This is a genomic window from Streptomyces sp. Root1304, assembly GCF_001426405.1.
Taxonomy (GTDB): Bacteria; Actinomycetota; Actinomycetes; order Streptomycetales; family Streptomycetaceae; genus Streptomyces.
Map to the genome: position 1 here is coordinate 1 of NZ_LMEP01000016.1, position 19482 is coordinate 19482.

Genomic DNA, 19482 nt, shown 5'->3' on the forward strand with positions numbered 1-19482 from the left:
CTCGCATCTCAGCATGAGCATGCCCAGCAGGTGCCCGGCGTGGCGATCAGTACCACGATCGAGCGATCACGAACCGAGGAAGATCGGACTTAACGCCCTCTCAGATCTACGGGCGCACTTGGATCAGCGCGTGAGTACCGCTCGTACGCCAAACAGCCCCGGACCGTTCGAGGGCGTCCAGCGTTCCCTGCTCCAGGCCGACGATGACATCGGACTTCAGGGTCCGGAGCGCCGCGACGGGCCCAGGGAAGTAGGCCGTGAGCTCGGCGAACGGCGCGGTCGGGTTCCACAACCGGTCGCCCACCAGGCGACGGTAGTTGAGATCTCCCTTCAGGATCGTGAGTTCGGCATCCGCGAACTCCTTCCGCAGGTCCTCGGGCATCTCCTCGTACGGCAGCGGAGCGCAGAAGTACGGGTGAGTGCGGACCTCCAGGCTTCCCGCGGCCATGGCCTTCCAGAGTCGGCCGCCGATCCGGCCGGCTTCACCGGGCGCCTCGGTGAGGCGGCGGAGGCAGTCGACCACGTCCGCGGTCATCGCGTCGGAGACGTAGTACGGGTAGGGCTTGACGTGAAGCACGACCCGCCCCGCGTGCCCGTGTGCGAGGAGGTGGTCGATGAGGACGAGGTCAGGAATCAGCTCCCGTCCCGCGTTGTCGGCCACCACGGCTACGGTGCCGGCGGGCAGGAGCTGCCACAGCGTGGCGCTGTCGTCGGCGACCAGCGCCACGACTGCGGCGTCATCCACTGCCGGCTCCCCCGCCGAGACCCGGAAGCCGAGGTCCGCGCGGTTGCCCCAGAGCGAGGCGTGCAGGAGGGCCGTGGCCCGCTCCTCAGCCGAGGCGCTCGCGAGCGTGTCGAGGGCCCGCAGCTCCTCTTCCACCGCGTCGCCGCGCAGTTCGGCCCGTTTGAACGGCGCGAAGGGATCGACTCCCTGCCAAGGGCCAGCACCGAAGTACCCGACCGCGCCGAGGAGCCTGCGGTAGAAGTAGCTCTCCGCCCACAGGAACGGGGCGTCGTACCACGAGCGCCTGAAGTGCTCCTGCCCCCAGGCCGCCCAACGCACGTGGTCGTGGTCCGCGGGGGCGAGTGGTTGGACGACACCGTTGGTGATCTCGTCCAGCAGGACGTCGAGAGCCTCATGCTGCCGGCGGCCGAACGGGAAGGCGTCCCGCACCTGCCGGATGAGGGCAGGGTGGCGCTTGGCCAGCACACTCCAGGCGAACGAGCCGGGCTCGTTGCCCAGGACGACCGGAGCACCAACGGGGCCGAAGTCGCGAACAGTCTCGTCGCCCGAGGCGCGGGAAGTCTTCTCTGTCATGGTGCCGAGGCCCTTCGCACGTCGCTCACGTGGCCATGATCCCCGAGGGCATGCCCGCTGTCAGTCCAGCCCGCCGGTGGCTTCGAGATGAGCCAGGAAGGTGGCCACGAGGCGTGGGCGGGAGACGTGGGGGACGAGCGCGTCGGGCAGGTCGGCTTCCAGGCCCCACTCCGTGTTGAAGGTGATGCTGCTGCCGTCCGGGACGACGCTGCCCCACAGCCACTTGACGAACTCCGCTGCGGCATGGGCCGTGCAGTCCTCGATGGCGATGCCTTCCGGGGACAGCTTGGCCATGCCCTCCAGCTCCTCCTCGCCGACCGTGATGCCGAAGTGCATGGCGGACCCGCGAACGGGACCTTTCTCCCCCTCATCGATACGGACGAACGTATCCGTCTCCCGCTCACGCAGCTTGGCCTCGATCCCCTCGTAGGTCAGGCCCCACGTGGAACCCTCGGCGGGGCCGAAGATGTACGTGGTGCGGAGTTCGGCCGGTTCGGACGCGTCCACGCTCTCGCTCCCTCATCGTGTGCTGCCGTTTGTCAGGGTACGTATCGCGCATCAGCGCGCTGGCTGGTGAGGTGCTGTTCCCAGCCCTCTTCCAGCAGCCAGGCGGCAGCGCTGACTCTCTCCAGTGCCTCATCGGCCGCTTCGTCGTCGAAGTCCCATGTCGCCGGGTGGCTTCGCCACTGGGAGTCGATGTCGTCGATGAGACGGTGCGCGAACGAGTTGCGGCGCTCCCTCAGCCACGACACGTGGTCTTCGAGTTCCTGGCGATCGACGGTGTCCTGCCAGCGCTCGGCGAGCACTCGGGCCTTTCGGGTGAGACCCGCCCTGTGGAGATCCTCGTCGCCCGATTGGTCGAGCAGCCGATTCATCAGGGACTCGAGTGCGGCGACGGCAGCTACGACGATGACGCCGGCGCTGATCTGGCGTGTGCTTGTGTCGAGTACGTACGTTGACTCGTCGAGCATCATGTCGCTCTCCCCTTCCCACCCAGCGACCCTGTGACTCCCACTCTCCCGCGCCTCACGGAGCTCGGTCAGTTCCGCATCGATGCTCTTCGCGATCTTGCCGCGCAGCCAGGCGAGAGAGGAGAGGCGGTACTCGAAGTCGACGAATTCGATGCGGTTGTGCCGACTGACGAAGTACTCATCGCCGTATGCGAGGAGATACCAGCCATCCTTGGTGTCGCCGCCTTCGTGCCTCTCAAGCTCTGCCTCGGTCATCTGCGTGAACCTCTCGTACGGACCTGACATAACTGATCAGCCTCTCACGCTGGAGCCGATCAGCGTCAGGGTTTTCAGGGCAGGCCGATGTCGTGATCTCGCAGGGCTGGATCCGGACGCGTTATGGCGCTTCGGTGACCTTGACCGAGGTCGCCTCCGCTGGTCCCCTTGGGCAGTTGGGCGTCGAACTCGGGGGGCTTCGTGAACGGTCCTGATCTTGGATCGCTGTGTCGTGTGAGTGGCGTGCCAGCAGAAGAGACTCGCTCCCCCAACGAGTGGGCGGATCGCGCATGAGGGTTCGGCGCGGGATCTCGATCGCCGTTGTGGCTGCCGTCGGGGCCGTGACGACCATGCTCGTGGGGCTGGTCACGAACGCGGTGTCCGAGTCGGAGTGGCCGGGGTGGCTGGGGTGGTTGCAGCGGCATGCCTGGTTCTCGTTCGTGGTGCTCGGTGGGCTGCTTGTGGTGATGACCGTGCTGTTGACCTCCCTGTCGGAGACTCGGACGCCCGTGCGTCCACCCGAGTCGGCGCCTCAAGGCGAGGCCGAGCCGCCGGGGGCCGCGCTCGTGTTGCGGGCGCTGCCGCGGGATACCGCGGCGTTCACGGACCGGGGTGCCGAGCTGGCGGCGCTCGTGGGGTCGGTGCGGGCGGCGCAGGAGAGTGGTGAGGCGCTGCCGGTGCATGTGATCGACGGGATGCCGGGGGTGGGGAAGACGGCGTTCGCCGTGCACGCCGGGCATGTGCTGGCGGAGCGGTTTCCGGACGGGCAGCTGTTCGTGAACCTCAACGGGCACACGACCGGGCGGAGCCCAGTACAGGCCGGCGAGGCGCTGGCGTCGCTGCTGGCGGCGACCGGGGTGCCCGCGGGGCGTATCCCGGCCGGTGACGACGTGGGCGCGGTCACCGAGGCGAGGGCCGCCATGTGGCGCAGCGGTCTCGCCGGGAGGAAGACGCTGCTCATCCTCGACAACGCGGCCAGCTATCGGCAGCTGGAGCCGCTGCTTCCTGGGGCTGGCGACTGTCTGGTGCTGGTGACCAGCCGGAAGCGGCTGGCGGCGCAGGAGGAAGTAGTGCTGGCCGTGGAGGCGCTGCCGGCGAATCACGCTGTCGATCTGTTCGTACGGCTCAGTGGGCGGCCGGCGGCGTCGCTCGACCGGGACGTGGTCGCGGAGCTCGTCGGGCTGTGCGGGTACCTGCCGCTGGGGGTGTCCCTGCTCGCCGCGCGGTTACGACACCACCCGTCGTGGGGCGCCGAGGACCTTCGTGAGCGGCTGGTAGCCGCGCGGGATCGGCTGGGGGAGCTGCGGGCCGGGGAGCGGGCGGTGGCGGCGACGTTCGAGCTGTCGTACCAGGACCTGGAGGAGGATCGGCGGCGTTTCTTCCGGGGGTTGGGTTTCTATCCCGGGACCGACCTCGACGCCTACATCGGTGCCGCGCTCGGTGGGGTGACCGTGGCGGAGGCGCGGCGGCAGCTCGACTCGCTGTACGACGCTCACATGATTGACGAGCATCCGGGGAGCCGGTACCGGCTTCATGATCTGCTACGTGACTACGCCCGCGGTCTCGTCGACGAGGGAGGCAGCAGTATGGAGGAGCAGACCCAGGCCGTTCAGCGAGTGTGCCTCTACTACCTGGCCGCTCTCTCTGCCGCGAACCGGCACATCGTCCGTAGAGGCGCGGTCGCGCCCGTACCGCCCGACGAGGCCGCTGCGGTGGAGACCCCGCGCATCGAGTCCCGTGCGGCCGCCCTCGGTTGGCTGGAGAACGAGCGGGCCAACGTCCTCGCCTGCATCCGGCGCGCGAGCGGTCTCGCCCTGCACGAGCTCGTCATCCGCCTCGCCGCCGCCATGGCCCCGTTTCTGCGGCAGGCCGGCCCGTGGGACCAAGCCGTCGGGCTCCACCGGACAGCCGCCGAGGCCGCCCGGCGCACCGGAGACCGCAGGGCCCTCGCCGGGGCGCTCGCCGAGCTCGGAGTCGTACGGCGCTTCATGGCCGCCTATCCCGAGGCGGTCGAGGCGCTCAACGAGGCGGTGGAGGAGTACGAGGCCGTGGGCGACCGGCGTGGACAGGCCGACGCGCTGAACCAGGTCGGCATCGTCTGGCTTCTGACCGCAGACAACGACGCTTCCGCACGCGCCCAGACCGAGGCCCTCGCGCTCTACCGCGAGGTGGGCGACCGGCTCGGGCAGGCCAACGCGCTCGCGGACCTCGGCATGGTGCGCCGACAGACCGGCAGGTTCGACGCCGCCGTGGAGGCCCAGAGCGAGGCACTGTCGATCTACCGGGAGCTCGATGACCGGTACGGCGAGGCCAACTCCCTGAGGGACCTCGGCGTCGTTCACCGCCTCATGGGCGAGTACGAGCAGGCGGCGCGCCGGCACCGTGAGGCGTACGACATCTACGTGGAGCTCGACGACCGGACCCACCAGGCGTACGCGCTCAATGAGTTGGGCGTCGTGAGGAGGCTCACGGGCGACATCGTCGGGGCCCGGGAGGCGCACGGCCAGGCGTTGGAGTACTTCACCGAACTCGGTGAGCGGTTCGGTCGCGCGAACAGCATCCGCGACCTCGGGGTGCTGGAGCGCGTGTCGGGCAACACCACGGAGGCGATTCGGGTACTGGAGGAAGCCCTGACCGCGTACCTCGATCTCGGCAGCCGGGGTGGAGAGGCCGCCGCCCTGAGCGAGCTGGGCGCCGCCCGAGGGACGCTCGGCGAGTGGGATGAGGCCATCGAGGCGTTCCGGCGCGGCCTGGATCTCCACCAAGAGCTGGGGGACCGGAGCGGCGAGGTCGAGGTACTGAACCACTGGGGGACCCTGGTGCGGGCCTCCGGTGAGGCAGAAGTCGCACGGGAGTACTTCGAGCAGGCCCTCGCCCTGGCTCGGGAGATCCGCTCCCCGCTGGAGGAGGCACGGGCGCTGGAAGGGATCGGCCGCTGCGACTGGATCACGGCCGGGCCGGCGCGAGCCGAGGACGCCCTGCGGGACGCCGCCGCCCTCTATCGGCGTCTGGGAGCCGGCCCTGCGGCCGAGGAACTCGAACGGATGCGGGGCCAGCGACCCGGACAGCCCGGCTGACACCTGGCCGGAATCGGTATGCCGCAGCCGACGACGGCACTGCTACGGTGCCGAGTCGGTCTGTCGCTTCAACCACCGTCGCACGGTGCCGGTCCACCATCGGTGCCACCACCACGAGGAGCGTTGAATGTCGTCACGTACGTCTGTGCTCGCGCCGCCCGCATGCCCCGAGTCCATCGAGGGCAATGCGGTCCTGGAACGGATCGCCGCCCGTGTGCAGCAGCGGCTCGACGACGAGAAGTCCGCGGGGGACGGCTTCGCCGAGGGTCCTCACGCGGCGTCTCTCATCTGGCCCTGGTGGTTCTGAGCGTCGGCGCTCGATGACACCCGTCGAAGAGACCGCGCCTTTCCGGACGTTCATCCTCAAGGTCGCGAACCGCTGCAACATCGACTGCGACTACTGCTACGTCTTCAACTCGAAGGACCAGTCGTGGCGGCACCTGCCCGTCCGGCTCGGCGTGGACGTGGCGAGGGAGGCAGGCCTGCGCATCGGCGAGCACGCCACGGCGCACGGCCTGCCGGCCGTCCACGTCGTCCTGCACGGCGGGGAGCCCCTGCTCGCCGGCCGCCGGCAGGTGGCCGAGCTCATCGAGGCCGTGCGCGAAGGCGTCCCGGCGGATGTGAAGGTCCGCTTCGAGATTCAGACCAACGGAACGCTCCTCACGAAGGCGTGGCTCGATCTCTTCGAGAGATACGGGGTGGTCGTGGGGGTGAGCCTCGACGGGCCCCCGACCGCGAACGACCGGCACCGGCTGACCCACACCGGCCGGTCCAGCTCCGCGGCCGCCGTCCGCGGCATCGAACTGCTGCGGGACCGGCCGCACCTCTTCGCCGGCCTCCTCGCCGTCGTGGACCTGGCCAACGATCCCGTCGAAGTCCACGACTACCTGGCCTCCTTCGAACCGCCGGTCATCGACTTCGGGCTTCCGCACGCCACCCACGACGACCCGCCGCACCGCGACAACCCCGACGTGCCCGAGTACGGGCTCTGGATGAGCCGGGTGTACGACGCCTGGCTCGCCCGGCCCGAACACCGGCACAGCATCCGGATGCTGGAGGACATCGTGGCGCTCAGCTCCGGCGTACGCGGTGCCGTGGAGACACTCGGCCTGGCCCCGCCGACGAGCGTCGTGATCGAGTCCGACGGGACGATGGAAGGCTTGGACACGCTGCGCTCCGTCGAAGAGGGCGCGTCCCGGCTCGGGCTCGACGTCTTCCAGCACTCCTTCGACGAGGCGTCGCGCCACCCGAAGCTCCTGCACCGGGCAGACGGCCGGGCCGCGCTCGCCGAGAAGTGCCAGAGCTGCCCACTGGTGGACGTCTGCGGCGGCGGCTACCTCCCGCACCGGTTCAGCGCCGACCGCGGCTACCGGAACCCCTCCGTCTACTGCGCGGACCTGGAGTACCTGATCCGCCACGTCCAGGACTCCCTGCGCGCGAGCGGGTGGGACGCGTCCGCGACGGCAGCGCAGACCCTATGAGGCGGCGGACCGTAGCGCCGCCGCGGTGTCGAGCGTTGGAGCCGGTGAGCGAAGTGAACGACGAACGAGCAACGAGGAGTTGTCCATGACGGTGACGATCCGACCTGCCGAGCAGCGGGACGTCCACGCGGTGGCCGAACTGATCGAGGAAATCGAGCGGTTCTACGGATCGACCGGGATCCAGCCCTTCGAGGAAAGGCGCGCGCAGGTGGAGGAAGCGCTGTTCGGCGCCCCGCCGCTGGCCTCCGCTCTCCTGGTCGAGGGCGAGGCCGGGGACATCGTGGGGCTTGCCGCCTACTCCTTCCTCTGGCCGGCCGCGGGCTCCACACACTCCCTGTTCCTGAAGGAGCTGTACGTCCGCGACACCCTGCGGCGCCAGGGCATCGGCGCCCGGCTCATGGACGAACTCCGGGCCCTGGCCGCCGCGCGCCCCGGGTGCGGTCGCGTCGAGTGGATGACCGATCACGACAATCCCGCTGCCCGTGCGTTCTACAAGTCGCTCGGGTTCGCCGAGTTCGACGGGAAGATCATCTACCGGGTTGAGGTCGGTGTGCCGCGAGTTACTGTTGGAGGTCAGTGAGCTTACTGAGCAGAAGGTTGGTCTGCTGCTCCATGAGCCCAGCTCGCTCACGGCTCAGCTCGTTGAACTGGCCGTGAGCTGCTGCGTTGCGGAGGCCACCTACTTGCTCAAGATCCTTCGCTTCTTGCTTTGTGATCAGCTCCTCCCTGCGGAGGAGGCGCGTGTACGCGCTCAGCGAGGGCCGTTCAGTCAGTTCCAGTCCGCGACCCTCAACCACGGCGCGCAGAGCGCTCTCCAAGGCCCCGCCGCAGAGGACGATGGCTGCGGCGGGGTGAGTCTGGTTATCCTCCAGCAGCCGACGGACCTGTCCCATCATGTCTGTGCTGATCACATCGACTTCCGCCCACGCGCGGGCGCCGACGATGTCGGTCACACCAGCTTCCACCTGTCCTACCCAGGTGAGCAGTACGTCGCCAACAGCGCGAGCACCCGATTCGGTGGACTGATTGTTTCCCTTGTTCTGATACACCTCGGCGGCCCGCGACGTCCAAAAGCTGTCGGGGCCGGCGTACTGGCGGAGGAAGTCCATACCGGCGAACGCGTTCGCCATCAGGGTGTGCAGTTGCTGATGATCACGGATAACCCACCAGCCGCGTCCGTCACCGTGTTGGCCCGGATTCCACTCCAAGCCCTCCCGCAGTGATTCGGCCAGTGAACGCGCGTAGGAAAGGACGTTTTCCTGCTTGGGCATACCGGTGACTCCTGTCGCGTGATCGAACCTTCAATCATTGCAGCCGCCCGTGGCGACCGCACCCGGTTTGTAAACCTCGGCCTCCGACTGCCCGCTAGTCTCGACAGGGGAGATCTGGCAGGGGGTAACAGGTGCGGAGGGGACACAGGGCTGTGAAGGAAGAACGCTGCGAGCGATGCGAACTCATTGTCGGACAGGGGTGCTACTGCCCGACGAACGGCGCCGCACCCAGGGTGGAGCGGCCCGCGTCGCCGATCCGGAGGGAATGGCGGGGTTTCCCCGCCGACACCATCCTGATCTCACCCGCCGGATGCGCCCACCTGCCCGGTGCCTGTGACCACCCGTACGAGGAGCTGGTGAAGGCACCCGGCTGGGGCTGGATCCCCGATCCGCCGCCGGGGCTCTGGGATCGCCTGGGCAGCACGTACCCCGCGGTCGCGACGGCGGGCAACACCGCCCGGCAGGCCGTACGAAGGTGCAGGTCCTGTCAGACGGCGGTGTCGTAGCCGCTCTGTCGACGCCCGCAGCTCACACGGCGACGCTCAGCAGCACCTCCGTCAGCCGGGCGGCGGCGTCCGGGAGGCCCAGCGTGCGGGCCTGGTGTGCCATGTGCGTGCGGCGTTCCGGCGAGCCGAGCATCGGGGCGACGGCGTCGCGGAGGTTCTCGGGGGTGACCGCGTCCTTCAGCAGGGCCACGGCGGCGTCGGCCTGCTGGAGGTGGAGGGCGTTGTGCTCCTGCTCGTTGCCGGCCGAGGTGGCGAGCGGGATGAGGACGGACGGCTTGCCGAGAGCGGTGAGCTCGGCGATCGTGCCCGCGCCGCTGCGGGAGATGACGATGTCGGCGAGGGCCAGGACGTCCGGCAGTTCCGGGCCGACGAAGTCTGTGACCAGGTAGCGGCGCCGGAGGTCGTCGGGGAGCTGGGCGGCGTACTGGCGGGACTCCTCGATCGAGGTGGCGCCGCACTGGTGGATCACGTTGGCCTGGGTCAGCAGCCACGGCAGGACGGCCCGGACGGTGGTGTTGATCTGCACCGAGCCCTGGGCGCCGCCCGTGATGTAGACGGTGGGCAGGGCTCGGTCGAAGCCGGTGAGGCCGAGGGCGGCGATGGCCTTGCCCGGTTCGCCGGTGAGGACCTCGGGGCGTACGGGGTTGCCGGTGACGACCGCTGAGGCGCGTACCGAGTCCGGCAGGAGCGGCAGCGTCGACTCGGAGGAGACGGCGACGCGGGTGGCCGCCCGGGCCAGCGCACGGTTGGCCAGGCCCAGGCGGACTGTCTGCTCGTGGATGACGAGCGGGCGGCGGCAGAACTTGGCCGCCAGCCCGACCGGGACGGCTACGTAGCCGCCTGTGGAGAGCACCACGTCGGGCTTGAAGTCGGAGACGATCGCGCGGGCTTGGGCGGCGCCCAGCGGGACACGGCCCATGTCCTTGATGTTCGCTGGGGAGGCCAGCTTGAGCGGGTTGCTGGAGCGGCGGATCTTGCCGGTGGCCACGGTCTTGAAGCGGATGCCCTCGCGTTCGGTGACCCGCGCCTCCAGGCCCGTCGGCGTGCCGACCCACAGCACTTCCAGGGCGACGCCGAGCCCGGCGAGGCGGGTTTCGGTGGTGCGGATGGCGGTGAGTGCCGGGTAGGTGTGGCCGCCGGTCCCGCCGCCCGTGACGACCAGCCGGAAGGGCCGGCCGAGGGCGGCGAGACGACGGTCGAGCTCTGCGCTGGTCACGTGCGGCTGCTTTCCGTTCCGGCGGGCGCCGGGGCGGTGCCCGGGCTGGGGGTCATTCGGACGTGCCGGACGATATCAGCCAGCCGGACCTTGGTCAGGAGCCGTCCGACACCCCACGGGGTCGTGCCGAACTGCCCCATGTACGTGCTGAGCGTCCGCTGCTGCTCCGCCGTGAGGACGAACTCCCGCATCCCACTCTCCGTAAGGCGGAAGGAGCGGGGGTCGCGGACGCCGTCCCGGCGCCGCGCCGCCGCGAGGAGAGCGTCGAGGTCGAACCGCGCCGACTGACGTAGCACCTCGGGCGGATCGGTGCGGAAGACGTCGGCGAGCGTGAGGCGGTGGTACTCGGCGGCCTCGCGTACGAGCGCCTCGACCAGGCTGCCGCCGCCGACCCCGACACCCGTCTCGCGGAGCACGGCGAGGCAGGCGCGGGCGGCCGGGTCGGCCGTGTCGTCGAGCGCCTCGGACAGGACGCGGCTGCGGTAGGTGTAGAGGAGGTTGTTGCCCAGGTGGCCCTCGACGTACCGGTCGATGTTCTCGGTGGCGTACGCCAGGAGGTCGGTCCGCTCGTCCCACAGCTGCTCGTCGGTCTCCACCGCGAACTCCTTCAGGACGGCGGCCAAGGCCGGGCCGTGGGACAGGGTCCGGGCCCGTTCCAGCCAGGTCATGGGGGAGATCTGGTGGGCGCGCAGGACGGCCGGGAGGGCGGTGAACAGGCCGTCGTTGTAGAGGGCGGCCAGGAGCAGGTTCATCACCCGGCACTCGCGATAGTCCTCGTACGGCATCTCCGGCACGGTGACACACACCTCGTCCAGCTCGGCGGCGCGCAGCTCCTCGCCCAGCACCGTGTACGAGCCGTAGCAGCGCGGCATCACACGCCACTTGGTGACCAGGCCATGCTCGCTCCGGTACTCGTCCGTGCACATCTCGCTGCCCGGCAGCAGGGTGAGCTGGAACATGTTGATCCGGTTGAAGCCGGCGTCGACGAGCTGGCGCAAGGTGCCGAGGTGCTTGGCCTTGGAGTCGCCCGGCAGGGCGAGGATGACCTCGCTGTACGTGCCGGTGCCCGTATCCGCCGCCGCGAGGGCGATCTCCATGAGCTTGCCGGCGTCGATGTTCGTACGGGCGATGGTGCGCAGCACGTCGGGGTCGAGAGACTGCACGGCGCCGGAGAGGCTGATCGCGCCGGGCACCTGGGCGACGGCGGACAGGACCCGGTCGCGCTGGTTCTTGCCGGTGGTGACGTTGACGACGCGGGGCCAGCCGTAGAGCCGCTGGCACTCGGCGATCACCCGGCAGGTCTCGTGGTCCTCCGGGTACATCCCGAAGTTGCTGTCGGTGATGAGCAGCTCGTTCCGCGCCGTTCCCGCCTCGACGAGCGGCTTCATGTGGCGGCCGATGGCGTGCAGCTCGTCATGGATGTGCTGGGTGTTCTTCTTGGCCACCTTCTGGAAGTACGAGGTGCCCTCCTGGCAGAAGGTGCACTTGAAGGGGCAGCCGCGGTTGGTCTGCACGGTGGGGACGAGCTTGCCGTCGAAGAACTCGTCCATCAGGCCGAGCGCGTACGGCGAGGGCACGTCGGACAGGTCGTGGATCCGGGGACGCGGGGGAGGCGCGTACAAAGTGCCGTCGCTGTTCATACGGTGCACCCCGGGGAGGCTGCCCCGTACGTCGTCCCGGTCGCGTCGGCTGAGGGCGAGGAGGAGGTCGGCGAAGGCGGCCTCTCCCTCGCCGTCGACGTAGAAGTCGACCCGGCCAGCCAGGCGCTCCCGCCAGAACACCGTCTGCTCCGGAAGACGCAGCGGGTAGTGGGGCCCGCCGAAGACGACCGTCGTACGCGGGAAGCGCTCCTTGATCAGGCCGGCGAACGCGAGCGAGAGCTGGCTGTTCCAGATGTAGTGCGAGAACCCGATCACGTCCGGCGGGCCGTCCTGTTCCAGCGCCTCCGCCAGGGCCTCGGGGTACTTGAAGAGCCGTACCGGGTGGTCCAGGTCCATCCGGCTCGCCGCGTACGTGGCCAGGCCGGCCACCGCCTGCGGCATCGTCTCCGCCGAGACGGCCTGCTGGGTGTACGTGAGGTCAGCCAGCCACACCGTGAGCGTGACGCGCGGCCGCGCGGACGGGATCGTGAGGGGGAGCGGCATCAGCACGGGTGCCTGAGTCATGCCACGACCTCCCGCGCCGCGTGGCCCGCCTGGGCACGGAGGAAGATCTGCAGCAGGAGCCGGCGCTCGTTCTCGCGTACGTCCTCCTGGCCGCCGCCGAGGGCCTCGCGGCCGTGGCAGCACAGGTGCTGGTTGGCGATGAGCAGGTCACCTCGCCCGAGCAGGAACCGGCGCTGCCCGACGATCAGTTCGCGCTCCAGGGCCCGGGCCGCCTTGATGTACGGGTCGGCGGGATCGGCGTCCGCGAGCATTTTGGCCGTGAACCGGACGAAGCCCTCCGACGGCGGCAGACCGTCGAGGATCGGGAACGGCTTCCACTCCTCCCCCACGCCCCTGAGCTCGAAGAACGACCCGTCGACGTACCGCGGGTGGGTCAGCAGCTCGGCGTCGGCGTAGCCGAGCCTGTCCACGGCGCGGCGGACCTGCGAGACGAGGCTGTGGCCCCGGCCCTTCGGGTCGGGACGGACGCACAGCAGGGCGCTGCAGTCCGGCGGGAGGGTCGAGTTCACGACGTCGATGTGCATCGGGTTGTACCCGGAACCCGTGGCGCGCATCGGATCGATGGCCAGGTTGGTGCCCAGCGGCTTCCACAGCGGCCAGCAGTCGAAGGCCCGCAGCGGCGTCGCGATCAGGGAGACCAGAGCTGTCACGGCCCGCAGGCCGGCGTCCTCGTCGTTGGTCGCGTCGAGTAGCTCAGCCAGCTCGAGGACGGCGAAGCCCTCGCCCTCGGGGGCGTTGAGCAGACGGTCGCAGGTCGCGGCGAACTCGTCGACGCGGGAGAAGCCGGCCAGCGTCTCCTCGTACCGCGCGGCGGTCTCGGGCGAGAGCAGCCCGTCGTCGCCGAGCCGCCACTCGGGGAGGGCGGCGGCCTGCCGGGCGAGGTCGGCGACGAGCTCCTTCGGCAGGGGCACCCGGTACTCGGGTACGGACAAGGAACGGGACGTCATGGAGCACTCCTCGTGAGAATCAGCGAATGGGACGAATGGGAGAGGGAAACGGGAGGTAGGTGCGGGCGACGGTGACCCAGATGACCAGCAGGACCGGTACGAGAAGCACCGCGAACTGGAACCAGCCGAAGTCGTAGCGCCGAAGCAGCCGGACGGGGTGGCGGAGGGCCCAGCGCGACCGGGCGAACCGACGCCGGGGGATCGTGGCTCTGGGTGCCGAGGTCATCGGGGCCTGCGCTTCGATCCCGCCGCGGGCTGAGGGCCGGCCACCGTGTCTTCGGGTGCCGTCGGGCTTTCGGGTGAGGAACCGTCCGAGCGGTGCCGTCGCAGATCGGCGAGGGAGTCGGGCGTCGAGACGAACGCGCCGGTCTTCTCCAGCCACCCCATGAACGAGTCGTGTTCCTCCGGGTGGAACCAGAGCGTCACCATCGACGGTGCGACGATCCCGTCAGCCCGTCCGTCCTCGATCGTGGCGAGTACCTTCGGCCACTCGGGGCGGTCCGCCCGGCTGGAAAGCACGGCGGCCCGATCGACGTAGGTCGCCGCCACGGTCCAGCCGCGCGTCTTCACGTACCGGAGCACGTGCCGTAGCGCCCGCTGGGGCTGTGCCTTCGGGGCGGCGGCTCCGGGAGAGAGGCATGCGTACACGACGACCCGGGCGCCGGGCGGGACTCGCCACGACGGGACCTTGACCGCCTGGCTCATGCCGCCCGACCCCTGTTCGTCGGAGAGGGCTCCCGCATGACCGGGAAGACGCACCACGCGACCTTGCCGTCGTCGGTGAACCCCCAGCTGCCGCCGAGCTCTGCCACCAGCGCGTCCACCAGCCACAGGCCCCGCCCCTGCTCCGCCTCGGCCCCGGCCCGCCTGGGTCTCGGTACCTCGGACGGCGAACCGTCGTCGACCTCCAGACGGACCTCGCCGCCCATGCGCCGCATGCGCAGGCCCACGGAATCGCTCGTCCCGTGGACGATCGCGTTGCCGACGAGCTCCGAGATCACCACCTCGGCGGAGTCGACCCGCGCCTCGTGCACCCGGCACGCGTTGCGCAGCCAGGCCGTCCCGATCCGCCGCGCTTGAGAAACCCGCGAGGCGTCGCGGACGAAGGAGACGTCCATGGGCGACGGCGCTATGCGCGCGCCGCCGCCGGCCATGGGGATGCCACGGCAGCCCATGAGGCTCGTGGTGATGATCGAGGTGGGAACCGAGGACGCCATTGCCCAGCCCTTCCGCATGTCGGACCCTGGTGGCGAGGCGTAGCCGTGAGGCCGCGCCGTCGCGGTCACCGAACAATGACGGCGGGCCGACGGACTTTCCTACGGCCTCGATCTCGTCGTTCCGGCCCCCGGAGGGTCCTGCCGTGGTCTTCTGGGACTCGAGTGCGTCCTGCCCGGCCGCCGGGCGGGTAGGTGATCGACAATCGCCGCGTACAGGCGGAGGGCCTGACGGCGTCCATGCGAAGGGTCCACGGTGGGCGACAGACAGCTGACGGTGTTCGGCAGGCTCGTACAGGAACGCGGCTGGGGATACGCACGGTTCGGCCGCGAGTTCCGCAAGGTCTGCGCCGACCTGCGCCTGGACGACGTCACACCCCAGCGCAAGCAGTACGACCGGTGGCGCACGGGGCAGATCAAGGGCGTGCCGCGCGCCGAGGCGTGCGAGGCACTCGAGGGCATGTTCCCGGGCTGGACGGCCGAGAAGCTGCTCGCCTTAGCAGAGCCCTCGCCGCTGGTAGCGACCGCCGACACCCCACCGACACGCACAGAGCAAGAGCCGAAGCACGCGTCCGAGACAGGGGCGAACGTGCTCCTGGAGGAGGACGAGATGAAACGGCGAACCCTGATTCGCGGGCTTGTCGTCGGAACGACCCTCGGCATCACCGAGGCGGCCCTGGAGGTCATGGCCGCCGCACGGCAGCGCATGGACCTGGCGCTTGAATCGTCGGCCGTCGGGCCGGCGACTCTGGAACGCTGGGAGACCACGGCCTTCGAGTACGCGCACGCCTACCAGACGGTGCCACCGCACCGGCTTCTCGCCGATGTCCTCGCCGACTTCACCGAGGTGGAGCGACTGCTGGAACAGCGGCAGCCCATCCGCTACCGCCAACGCCTCTGCCGCGTCGCCGCCCAACTCGCGGCCTTGGCGGGCATCTTCACCTCCGCCCTCGGGGCCCACCGCGAGGCCCGAGGCTGGTTCCACACTGGACGCCTCGCCGCCTCGGAGGCCGGGGACAACCAGCTCGAAGGAGCGCTGACCGTACGCTCGGCCATCGTCTCCCTCTACTACGGCACCCCTGCCTCCGCCCACGAGCAGGCCGCCCGGGCGCGGCACATCCTGGGCGACACCATTGGCCCCGCCACCACTCGCGGCCTCCTCGTCGAGGCTCGGGCACTCGCCCGCATGGGACGTGGGGACGAGGCGCTGCCGCTGCTGCGCCAGGCAGAGGACGCGTTCGGCCGGCTGACTGCCGAGGACCGCGACGACCCCGCCTTCGGCCACACCGAGCGGCAGTTCCTCTGGCACCTCGGCAACGCGTGGACGCACCTGGGACGCAACGAGGACGCCTGGCAGGTCCAGCGCCGGGCCCTCGACCTCTACCCGCCCACCGAGTACCTCGACCCGACCCTGATCCGCCTGGACCGTGCCACATGCCTCGCTCGCGGCGGCGAGCCCGAGGAGGCGTACCGCACCGCCACCCAGGCCCTGACAGCTCTACCGGACGAACACCGGACCGGCATGGTCACGAAGTACGCGACTGACTTCGGCCGCGCCGCCGGACACGCCCAACTTCCCGCCGGCAAGGACTTCGCCGAGCTGCTGCGCGCCTGAGCCGAGCTACCGGCCGACGACAGGATTGACGAGGGAGCCGATCCCGGAGACGTTCACCGCGACCTCGTCGCCGGGGACGACCGGGCCCACCCCGGCCGGCGTGCCGGTCAGGAGCACGTCGCCCGGCTCCAGCGTGACCGCTGCCGTGATGTATGCGAGTAGGGACGCGACCGGGTGCAGCATGGTGTCCGTACCGGCCGATTGGCGTTCTTCGCCGTTCACGTCGCAACGCACGACGAGCTTCGTCGGGTCGAGGTTGGTGGTGATCCACGGGCCGAGCGGGCAGAACGTGTCGAACGCCTTCGCCCAGGACGGCTGCCCGTCCTCCCGCTGGATGTCCCGCGCGGTCACGTCGTTGGCGCAGGTGTAGCCGAAGACGTACTCCAGCGCATGCTCGGCGGGGACGTCGCGGGCGGTGCGTCCGATGACGACGGCGAGCTCGGCCTCGTAGTGCACCTCGTGCGACTGGGTGGGGTAGCGGATCGGCTCTGCCGGGCCGATCACGGCGGACGGCGGCTTGAAGAAGAGCCGGGGCGCGGTCGGCGTGTCCAGGCTCAACTCGGCGATGTGGTCGGCGTAGTTCCGGCCGACAGCCACGATCTTCCCGGGGCTGACCGGGGCGAGTAGCCGTACGTCGTGGAGCGGGACGCGGCGGCCGGTGGGCTCCGTCGTTCCCCTCACCGGATCGGCGCTCAGCACCTCCAGGACGTCGTCCCCGTCCTCAGCCATGAGGCGCCCGTGAAGGACGTCGCCCTTCCACTCGAACCTGGCCAGCCGCTGCGATTCACCCGTCAGCCTCATGCCTGAACCGTACCTTCGCGCCAGGGTATGGCGGCCTTTCTCGGACAGGCCCGGGAGAGCCATCGGCCCCGGTCGTGGTCAGAATGCGCGGAGGTACACCCGGGCTTGCTCGGAGTCCAGGTTCTCGATGTAGATCTCCATCCACGCGACGTCGCGACGTCGGTAGTCCTTGACACACGGCGGGCAGACACCCGCCCAGAGGGCATCTTTGAGTGTTTTCGGCTCTGAAAGTCCAAGGTGCTCGAAGAGTTCGGACTCTTGTGTCGACTTGATGCCCCATGGCGCCAGCGGCTCTTCGGAGTGCAAGTCCTCGGCGACCTGGGCTGCTGTGGCCTTGCCGGTACGGAAGGAGAGGATGTACTCGTCTTCGCGTGGGTTGACCTGCACGGCACCCTTGACGTCCGTGGCGCCCTTGGGGATCTGAATCTTCATGAACGCGGCCGCTTCGGTGGCGCCGGCACCCTTCTCCCAGTACGGATAGGTGCTCTCGCGCGTAGCGCTGCCGGGGGCCCCGGTCGAGCAGGACGTGAGAACCAGCGCGGAGATCAGCGCGACGAAGAGGCTTCCGCGCGTCTTGTGTCGCCTGTTCACCGGTTCTCCTCGTCGCCCCGCGAGACGTCCCCGCGGCCGCCCGATCGGCCAGGGTCGGCAGGGTTCACTGTAGGGCTCGCGTCGCCGTTCAAGTCGTGGGTGAACGTCGAGCTGCTACCGCGCATGTCGAACTCCTGGGCGATGCCGACGGTGTGCAGATGGCCCATATCGGCATCTTTGATAGAGATCCCTCCATAGAACGGGGTTTGCTTATCCTTGTCCCAGTTGTACCGGTCCCATACATTGACCTGGTACTCCAGTGACACGTCAGGCTTGCCGCCCTCGCCGGGTCTGACTGTGACCACGCCCGAGATGGTCTGCTGGTGTGACCCCAGGGCGTGGTACCAGTCGGTCTTCTCGGTGAACGTACCGCCGTATTGATGGCTCTCCACTGGAATGGTGACGGGTTTGTCGCCCCCGGCCTTCTCGAATTCGGCCAGCGCCTTCCTGCGCCACTCTTCCTGGTTTCGCGCGATATGGATCTCTTCGACGTCGGACCGGAACTTGGCGTCGTCGTGCAGCATGCGGTTCACGTCGACGTCGAGGGTTTCGCCGGTGCCGCGCAGGTAGTGCAGCATGTTCCGGGATGCTCCGGTTTGGCCGGTAATGTCGCCAACCGTGGCGAGGCTGAGGGCCAAGGCGTGGAATTCCACGTCGCGTGGTGTGGGGTCTTCCACGTTGAAGGGACCGGAGCCCGGGTCGGCGGGATGCCACTGGTACTGCGGGTCCATGATTCCGGCCGCTCGCAGCTCGTCGCCCCGTTCCTGGAGCAGGATGCCCCGGGTGACCGGGTCGAGGCTGCGCCACCACGCGGGGACATCCTTGCGGTCCTTGGGCATGCCGGCTGCCTTGCCAGCCTCCTCCAGGGACGGGTAGGGGCCGTCCTGGGGGTTCCGGTTGAAGCCGTTGAAGGTGCCGTCCATGGGGTCGGAGTCAAGGACGGCGGCATCGAGGGCGAGGCGGATGCCGTCGTCGGCATCGGTGACCGACTTGACCGCCTGGACGAGCTTTTCGGCCCACTCGTTCGCCTGGGTGCGGGCGGTCTGCTGGAAGTCGGGGTCGTGGACGTAGGCCGTGCGCTCGTCCTGGGCGAGCCTCTCCGTGTCGAAAGCGACCGTTCCCTGGTCGGAGACGCGCATGCCGGCCCTGACGGCGTCGTCACGGATCGCCTTGAGTCGGTTGCGCAGGTCGGTGAGCTGGGTGTGCGCGTCACGCAGAATGCGTGCGACTGCCTTCGCCTCCTTCTGGGCTCCTAGGAGTTCCTTGAGCGTGACGGTGAACCTGGCGTTGGCGGCGTTCGCGCTCAGCCCGATCCATGACTCGCCGAGCGAGACGCCGTGGACGTCCTTCTCGTACCGGTCCTCGAGCGTCTTGAACTTGGCGGCCATCTCCTCCCACTTGCCCGCGGCGGCGGTCAACGTGGACAGGTCGGTGCTCATGGCTTCGTGATAGGTCGGCATGACTCCCCTGAGGCCGGTCTACCGGCCCGTCAGATGCCTTGGATCCGCGACTGGCGGGCCAGTCGGGCGGCGATGTCGAGTTCGTTGTTCTGCATGCTGATGCCGGTCGCGCTGAGGGCCTGCTTCTCCGAGGACAGGCGCCCGAGCAGCATCTTGACCTGCTTCTCCCACGTCTCGTGGGCTCTCTTCAGCGCACCGGAGGTGTCCCAGCCGTGGCCGTCCTTCGCCGCGAACGCCTTGACCGCGGCATTCGTGGTCTCGGCCGCGTGCTTGCCGTCCCTCGTGACCCCCGGCTCCAGGTCGTCGTCGATCGCCTTCGCCGCCGCCTTCTTAGCCGCTGGGCTGGAGGCTAGGTCCGGCTTGCCGGCACCGCCACCTCCCGCGGTCGGCGCGAGCTGGTTCAGCCGCATCGGCGTGGACTGCTGGGCTGCCGCGTTCGCCTTGACATGCTCCCATTCGTCCCAAGCCATGCGTCTCCCCCGTTGATAGTCCCTCAGAGGGCGTTAAGTCCGTTTCTGGTAGCGGCCTCGTCCGGGCTGGGTGAGGAAGCCTTGACGGGTGAGGCGTCCGAGGCGGCTGCGGGTGATGTTGACG

18 protein-coding genes are annotated in these 19482 nt (G+C 69.4%); 5 read left to right on the top strand and 13 right to left on the bottom strand.

Annotated elements, in window-relative coordinates; genetic code table 11:
- Positions 1-106: 106 nt before the first annotated feature.
- Genes ASD33_RS19245 through ASD33_RS19255 form a run of 3 tightly spaced genes read right to left on the bottom strand, consistent with a single transcriptional unit; the run spans position 107 to position 2544 of the window.
- Positions 107-1318, bottom strand: coding sequence for a damage-control phosphatase ARMT1 family protein (locus ASD33_RS19245; RefSeq protein WP_056561762.1), 1212 nt, complete (start codon positions 1316-1318; stop codon positions 107-109).
- A 60-nt stretch (positions 1319-1378) separates the two neighbouring features.
- Entirely contained in the window at positions 1379-1825 is a 447-nt protein-coding gene (locus ASD33_RS19250) for a hypothetical protein (protein WP_056561764.1), read from the bottom strand.
- A 32-nt stretch (positions 1826-1857) separates the two neighbouring features.
- Positions 1858-2544, bottom strand: a complete 687-nt coding sequence (locus tag ASD33_RS19255) for a hypothetical protein (RefSeq protein ID WP_157870053.1) — start codon at positions 2542-2544, stop codon at positions 1858-1860.
- A 290-nt stretch (positions 2545-2834) separates the two neighbouring features.
- On the opposite strand from ASD33_RS19255, the gene haaT reads away from it, so the two are divergent.
- From haaT to haaN, 4 genes are all read left to right on the top strand, one after another.
- Positions 2835-5621 carry a cyclophane-containing RiPP biosynthesis TPR protein HaaT gene (gene haaT / locus ASD33_RS19260; protein WP_199863552.1) on the top strand — a complete coding sequence of 929 codons (2787 nt, stop codon included), beginning with the start codon at positions 2835-2837 and terminating at the stop codon, positions 5619-5621.
- A gap of 127 nt (positions 5622-5748) precedes the next feature.
- On the top strand, positions 5749-5928 hold the full coding sequence (gene haaA, locus ASD33_RS19265) for a HaaA family cyclophane-containing RiPP peptide (protein WP_056561767.1): 180 nt from the start codon (positions 5749-5751) through the stop codon (positions 5926-5928).
- 13 nt (positions 5929-5941) lie between these two features.
- Positions 5942-7102 (top strand): FxsB family cyclophane-forming radical SAM/SPASM peptide maturase, encoded by a 1161-nt coding sequence (locus ASD33_RS19270; protein WP_056561769.1) that lies wholly within the window; start codon positions 5942-5944, stop codon positions 7100-7102.
- A gap of 85 nt (positions 7103-7187) precedes the next feature.
- The gene (gene haaN, locus ASD33_RS19275; protein WP_056561770.1) at positions 7188-7682 is read left to right on the top strand and encodes a cyclophane-containing RiPP N-acetyltransferase HaaN; all 495 of its coding nucleotides are present in this window, start codon (positions 7188-7190) and stop codon (positions 7680-7682) included.
- On the opposite strand, the gene ASD33_RS19280 is transcribed toward haaN, so the two are convergent.
- From ASD33_RS19280 to ASD33_RS19315, 6 genes are all read right to left on the bottom strand, one after another.
- Complete coding sequence (locus ASD33_RS19280; protein ID WP_056561771.1) at positions 7663-8373, bottom strand: hypothetical protein; 711 nt, start codon at positions 8371-8373, stop codon at positions 7663-7665. The two genes, haaN and ASD33_RS19280, sit on opposite strands and share 20 nt — an antisense overlap.
- 528 nt (positions 8374-8901) lie before the next feature.
- Complete coding sequence (locus tag ASD33_RS19290; protein ID WP_056561777.1) at positions 8902-10095, bottom strand: UDP-N-acetylglucosamine--N-acetylmuramyl-(pentapeptide) pyrophosphoryl-undecaprenol N-acetylglucosamine transferase; 1194 nt, start codon at positions 10093-10095, stop codon at positions 8902-8904.
- On the bottom strand, positions 10092-12260 hold the full coding sequence (locus ASD33_RS19295; RefSeq protein WP_107103755.1) for a radical SAM protein: 2169 nt from the start codon (positions 12258-12260) through the stop codon (positions 10092-10094). Before ASD33_RS19295 ends, ASD33_RS19290 begins: the two co-directional genes overlap by 4 nt.
- Positions 12257-13207: a TauD/TfdA family dioxygenase gene (locus tag ASD33_RS19300; RefSeq protein WP_056561783.1), complete on the bottom strand. Its 951-nt coding sequence runs from the start codon at positions 13205-13207 to the stop codon at positions 12257-12259. The genes ASD33_RS19295 and ASD33_RS19300 overlap by 4 nt, the downstream gene beginning before the upstream one ends.
- A gap of 222 nt (positions 13208-13429) precedes the next feature.
- Positions 13430-13912, bottom strand: coding sequence for a hypothetical protein (locus ASD33_RS19310; RefSeq protein WP_056561787.1), 483 nt, complete (start codon positions 13910-13912; stop codon positions 13430-13432).
- Positions 13909-14424, bottom strand: coding sequence for an ATP-binding protein (locus tag ASD33_RS19315; protein ID WP_242427084.1), 516 nt, complete (start codon positions 14422-14424; stop codon positions 13909-13911). The genes ASD33_RS19310 and ASD33_RS19315 overlap by 4 nt, the downstream gene beginning before the upstream one ends.
- A gap of 253 nt (positions 14425-14677) precedes the next feature.
- On the opposite strand from ASD33_RS19315, the gene ASD33_RS19320 reads away from it, so the two are divergent.
- Positions 14678-16036, top strand: coding sequence for a hypothetical protein (locus ASD33_RS19320; protein WP_056561789.1), 1359 nt, complete (start codon positions 14678-14680; stop codon positions 16034-16036).
- Between the two features lie 6 nt (positions 16037-16042).
- Here ASD33_RS19320 and ASD33_RS19325 read toward each other — a convergent pair whose 3' ends face one another.
- The 4 genes from ASD33_RS19325 to ASD33_RS19340 all read right to left on the bottom strand — a co-directional run bounded on the left by ASD33_RS19325 (position 16043) and on the right by ASD33_RS19340 (position 19358).
- A complete protein-coding gene (locus ASD33_RS19325; protein ID WP_056561792.1) occupies positions 16043-16837 on the bottom strand; it encodes a fumarylacetoacetate hydrolase family protein in 795 nt (264 codons plus the stop codon).
- A gap of 78 nt (positions 16838-16915) precedes the next feature.
- Positions 16916-17428: a hypothetical protein gene (locus tag ASD33_RS19330; RefSeq protein ID WP_024755119.1), complete on the bottom strand. Its 513-nt coding sequence runs from the start codon at positions 17426-17428 to the stop codon at positions 16916-16918.
- A complete protein-coding gene (locus ASD33_RS19335; protein WP_242427188.1) occupies positions 17425-18867 on the bottom strand; it encodes a hypothetical protein in 1443 nt (480 codons plus the stop codon). The genes ASD33_RS19330 and ASD33_RS19335 overlap by 4 nt, the downstream gene beginning before the upstream one ends.
- A 50-nt stretch (positions 18868-18917) precedes the next feature.
- Positions 18918-19358, bottom strand: a complete 441-nt coding sequence (locus ASD33_RS19340) for a hypothetical protein (protein WP_056561794.1) — start codon at positions 19356-19358, stop codon at positions 18918-18920.
- Positions 19359-19482: the final 124 nt, after the last annotated feature.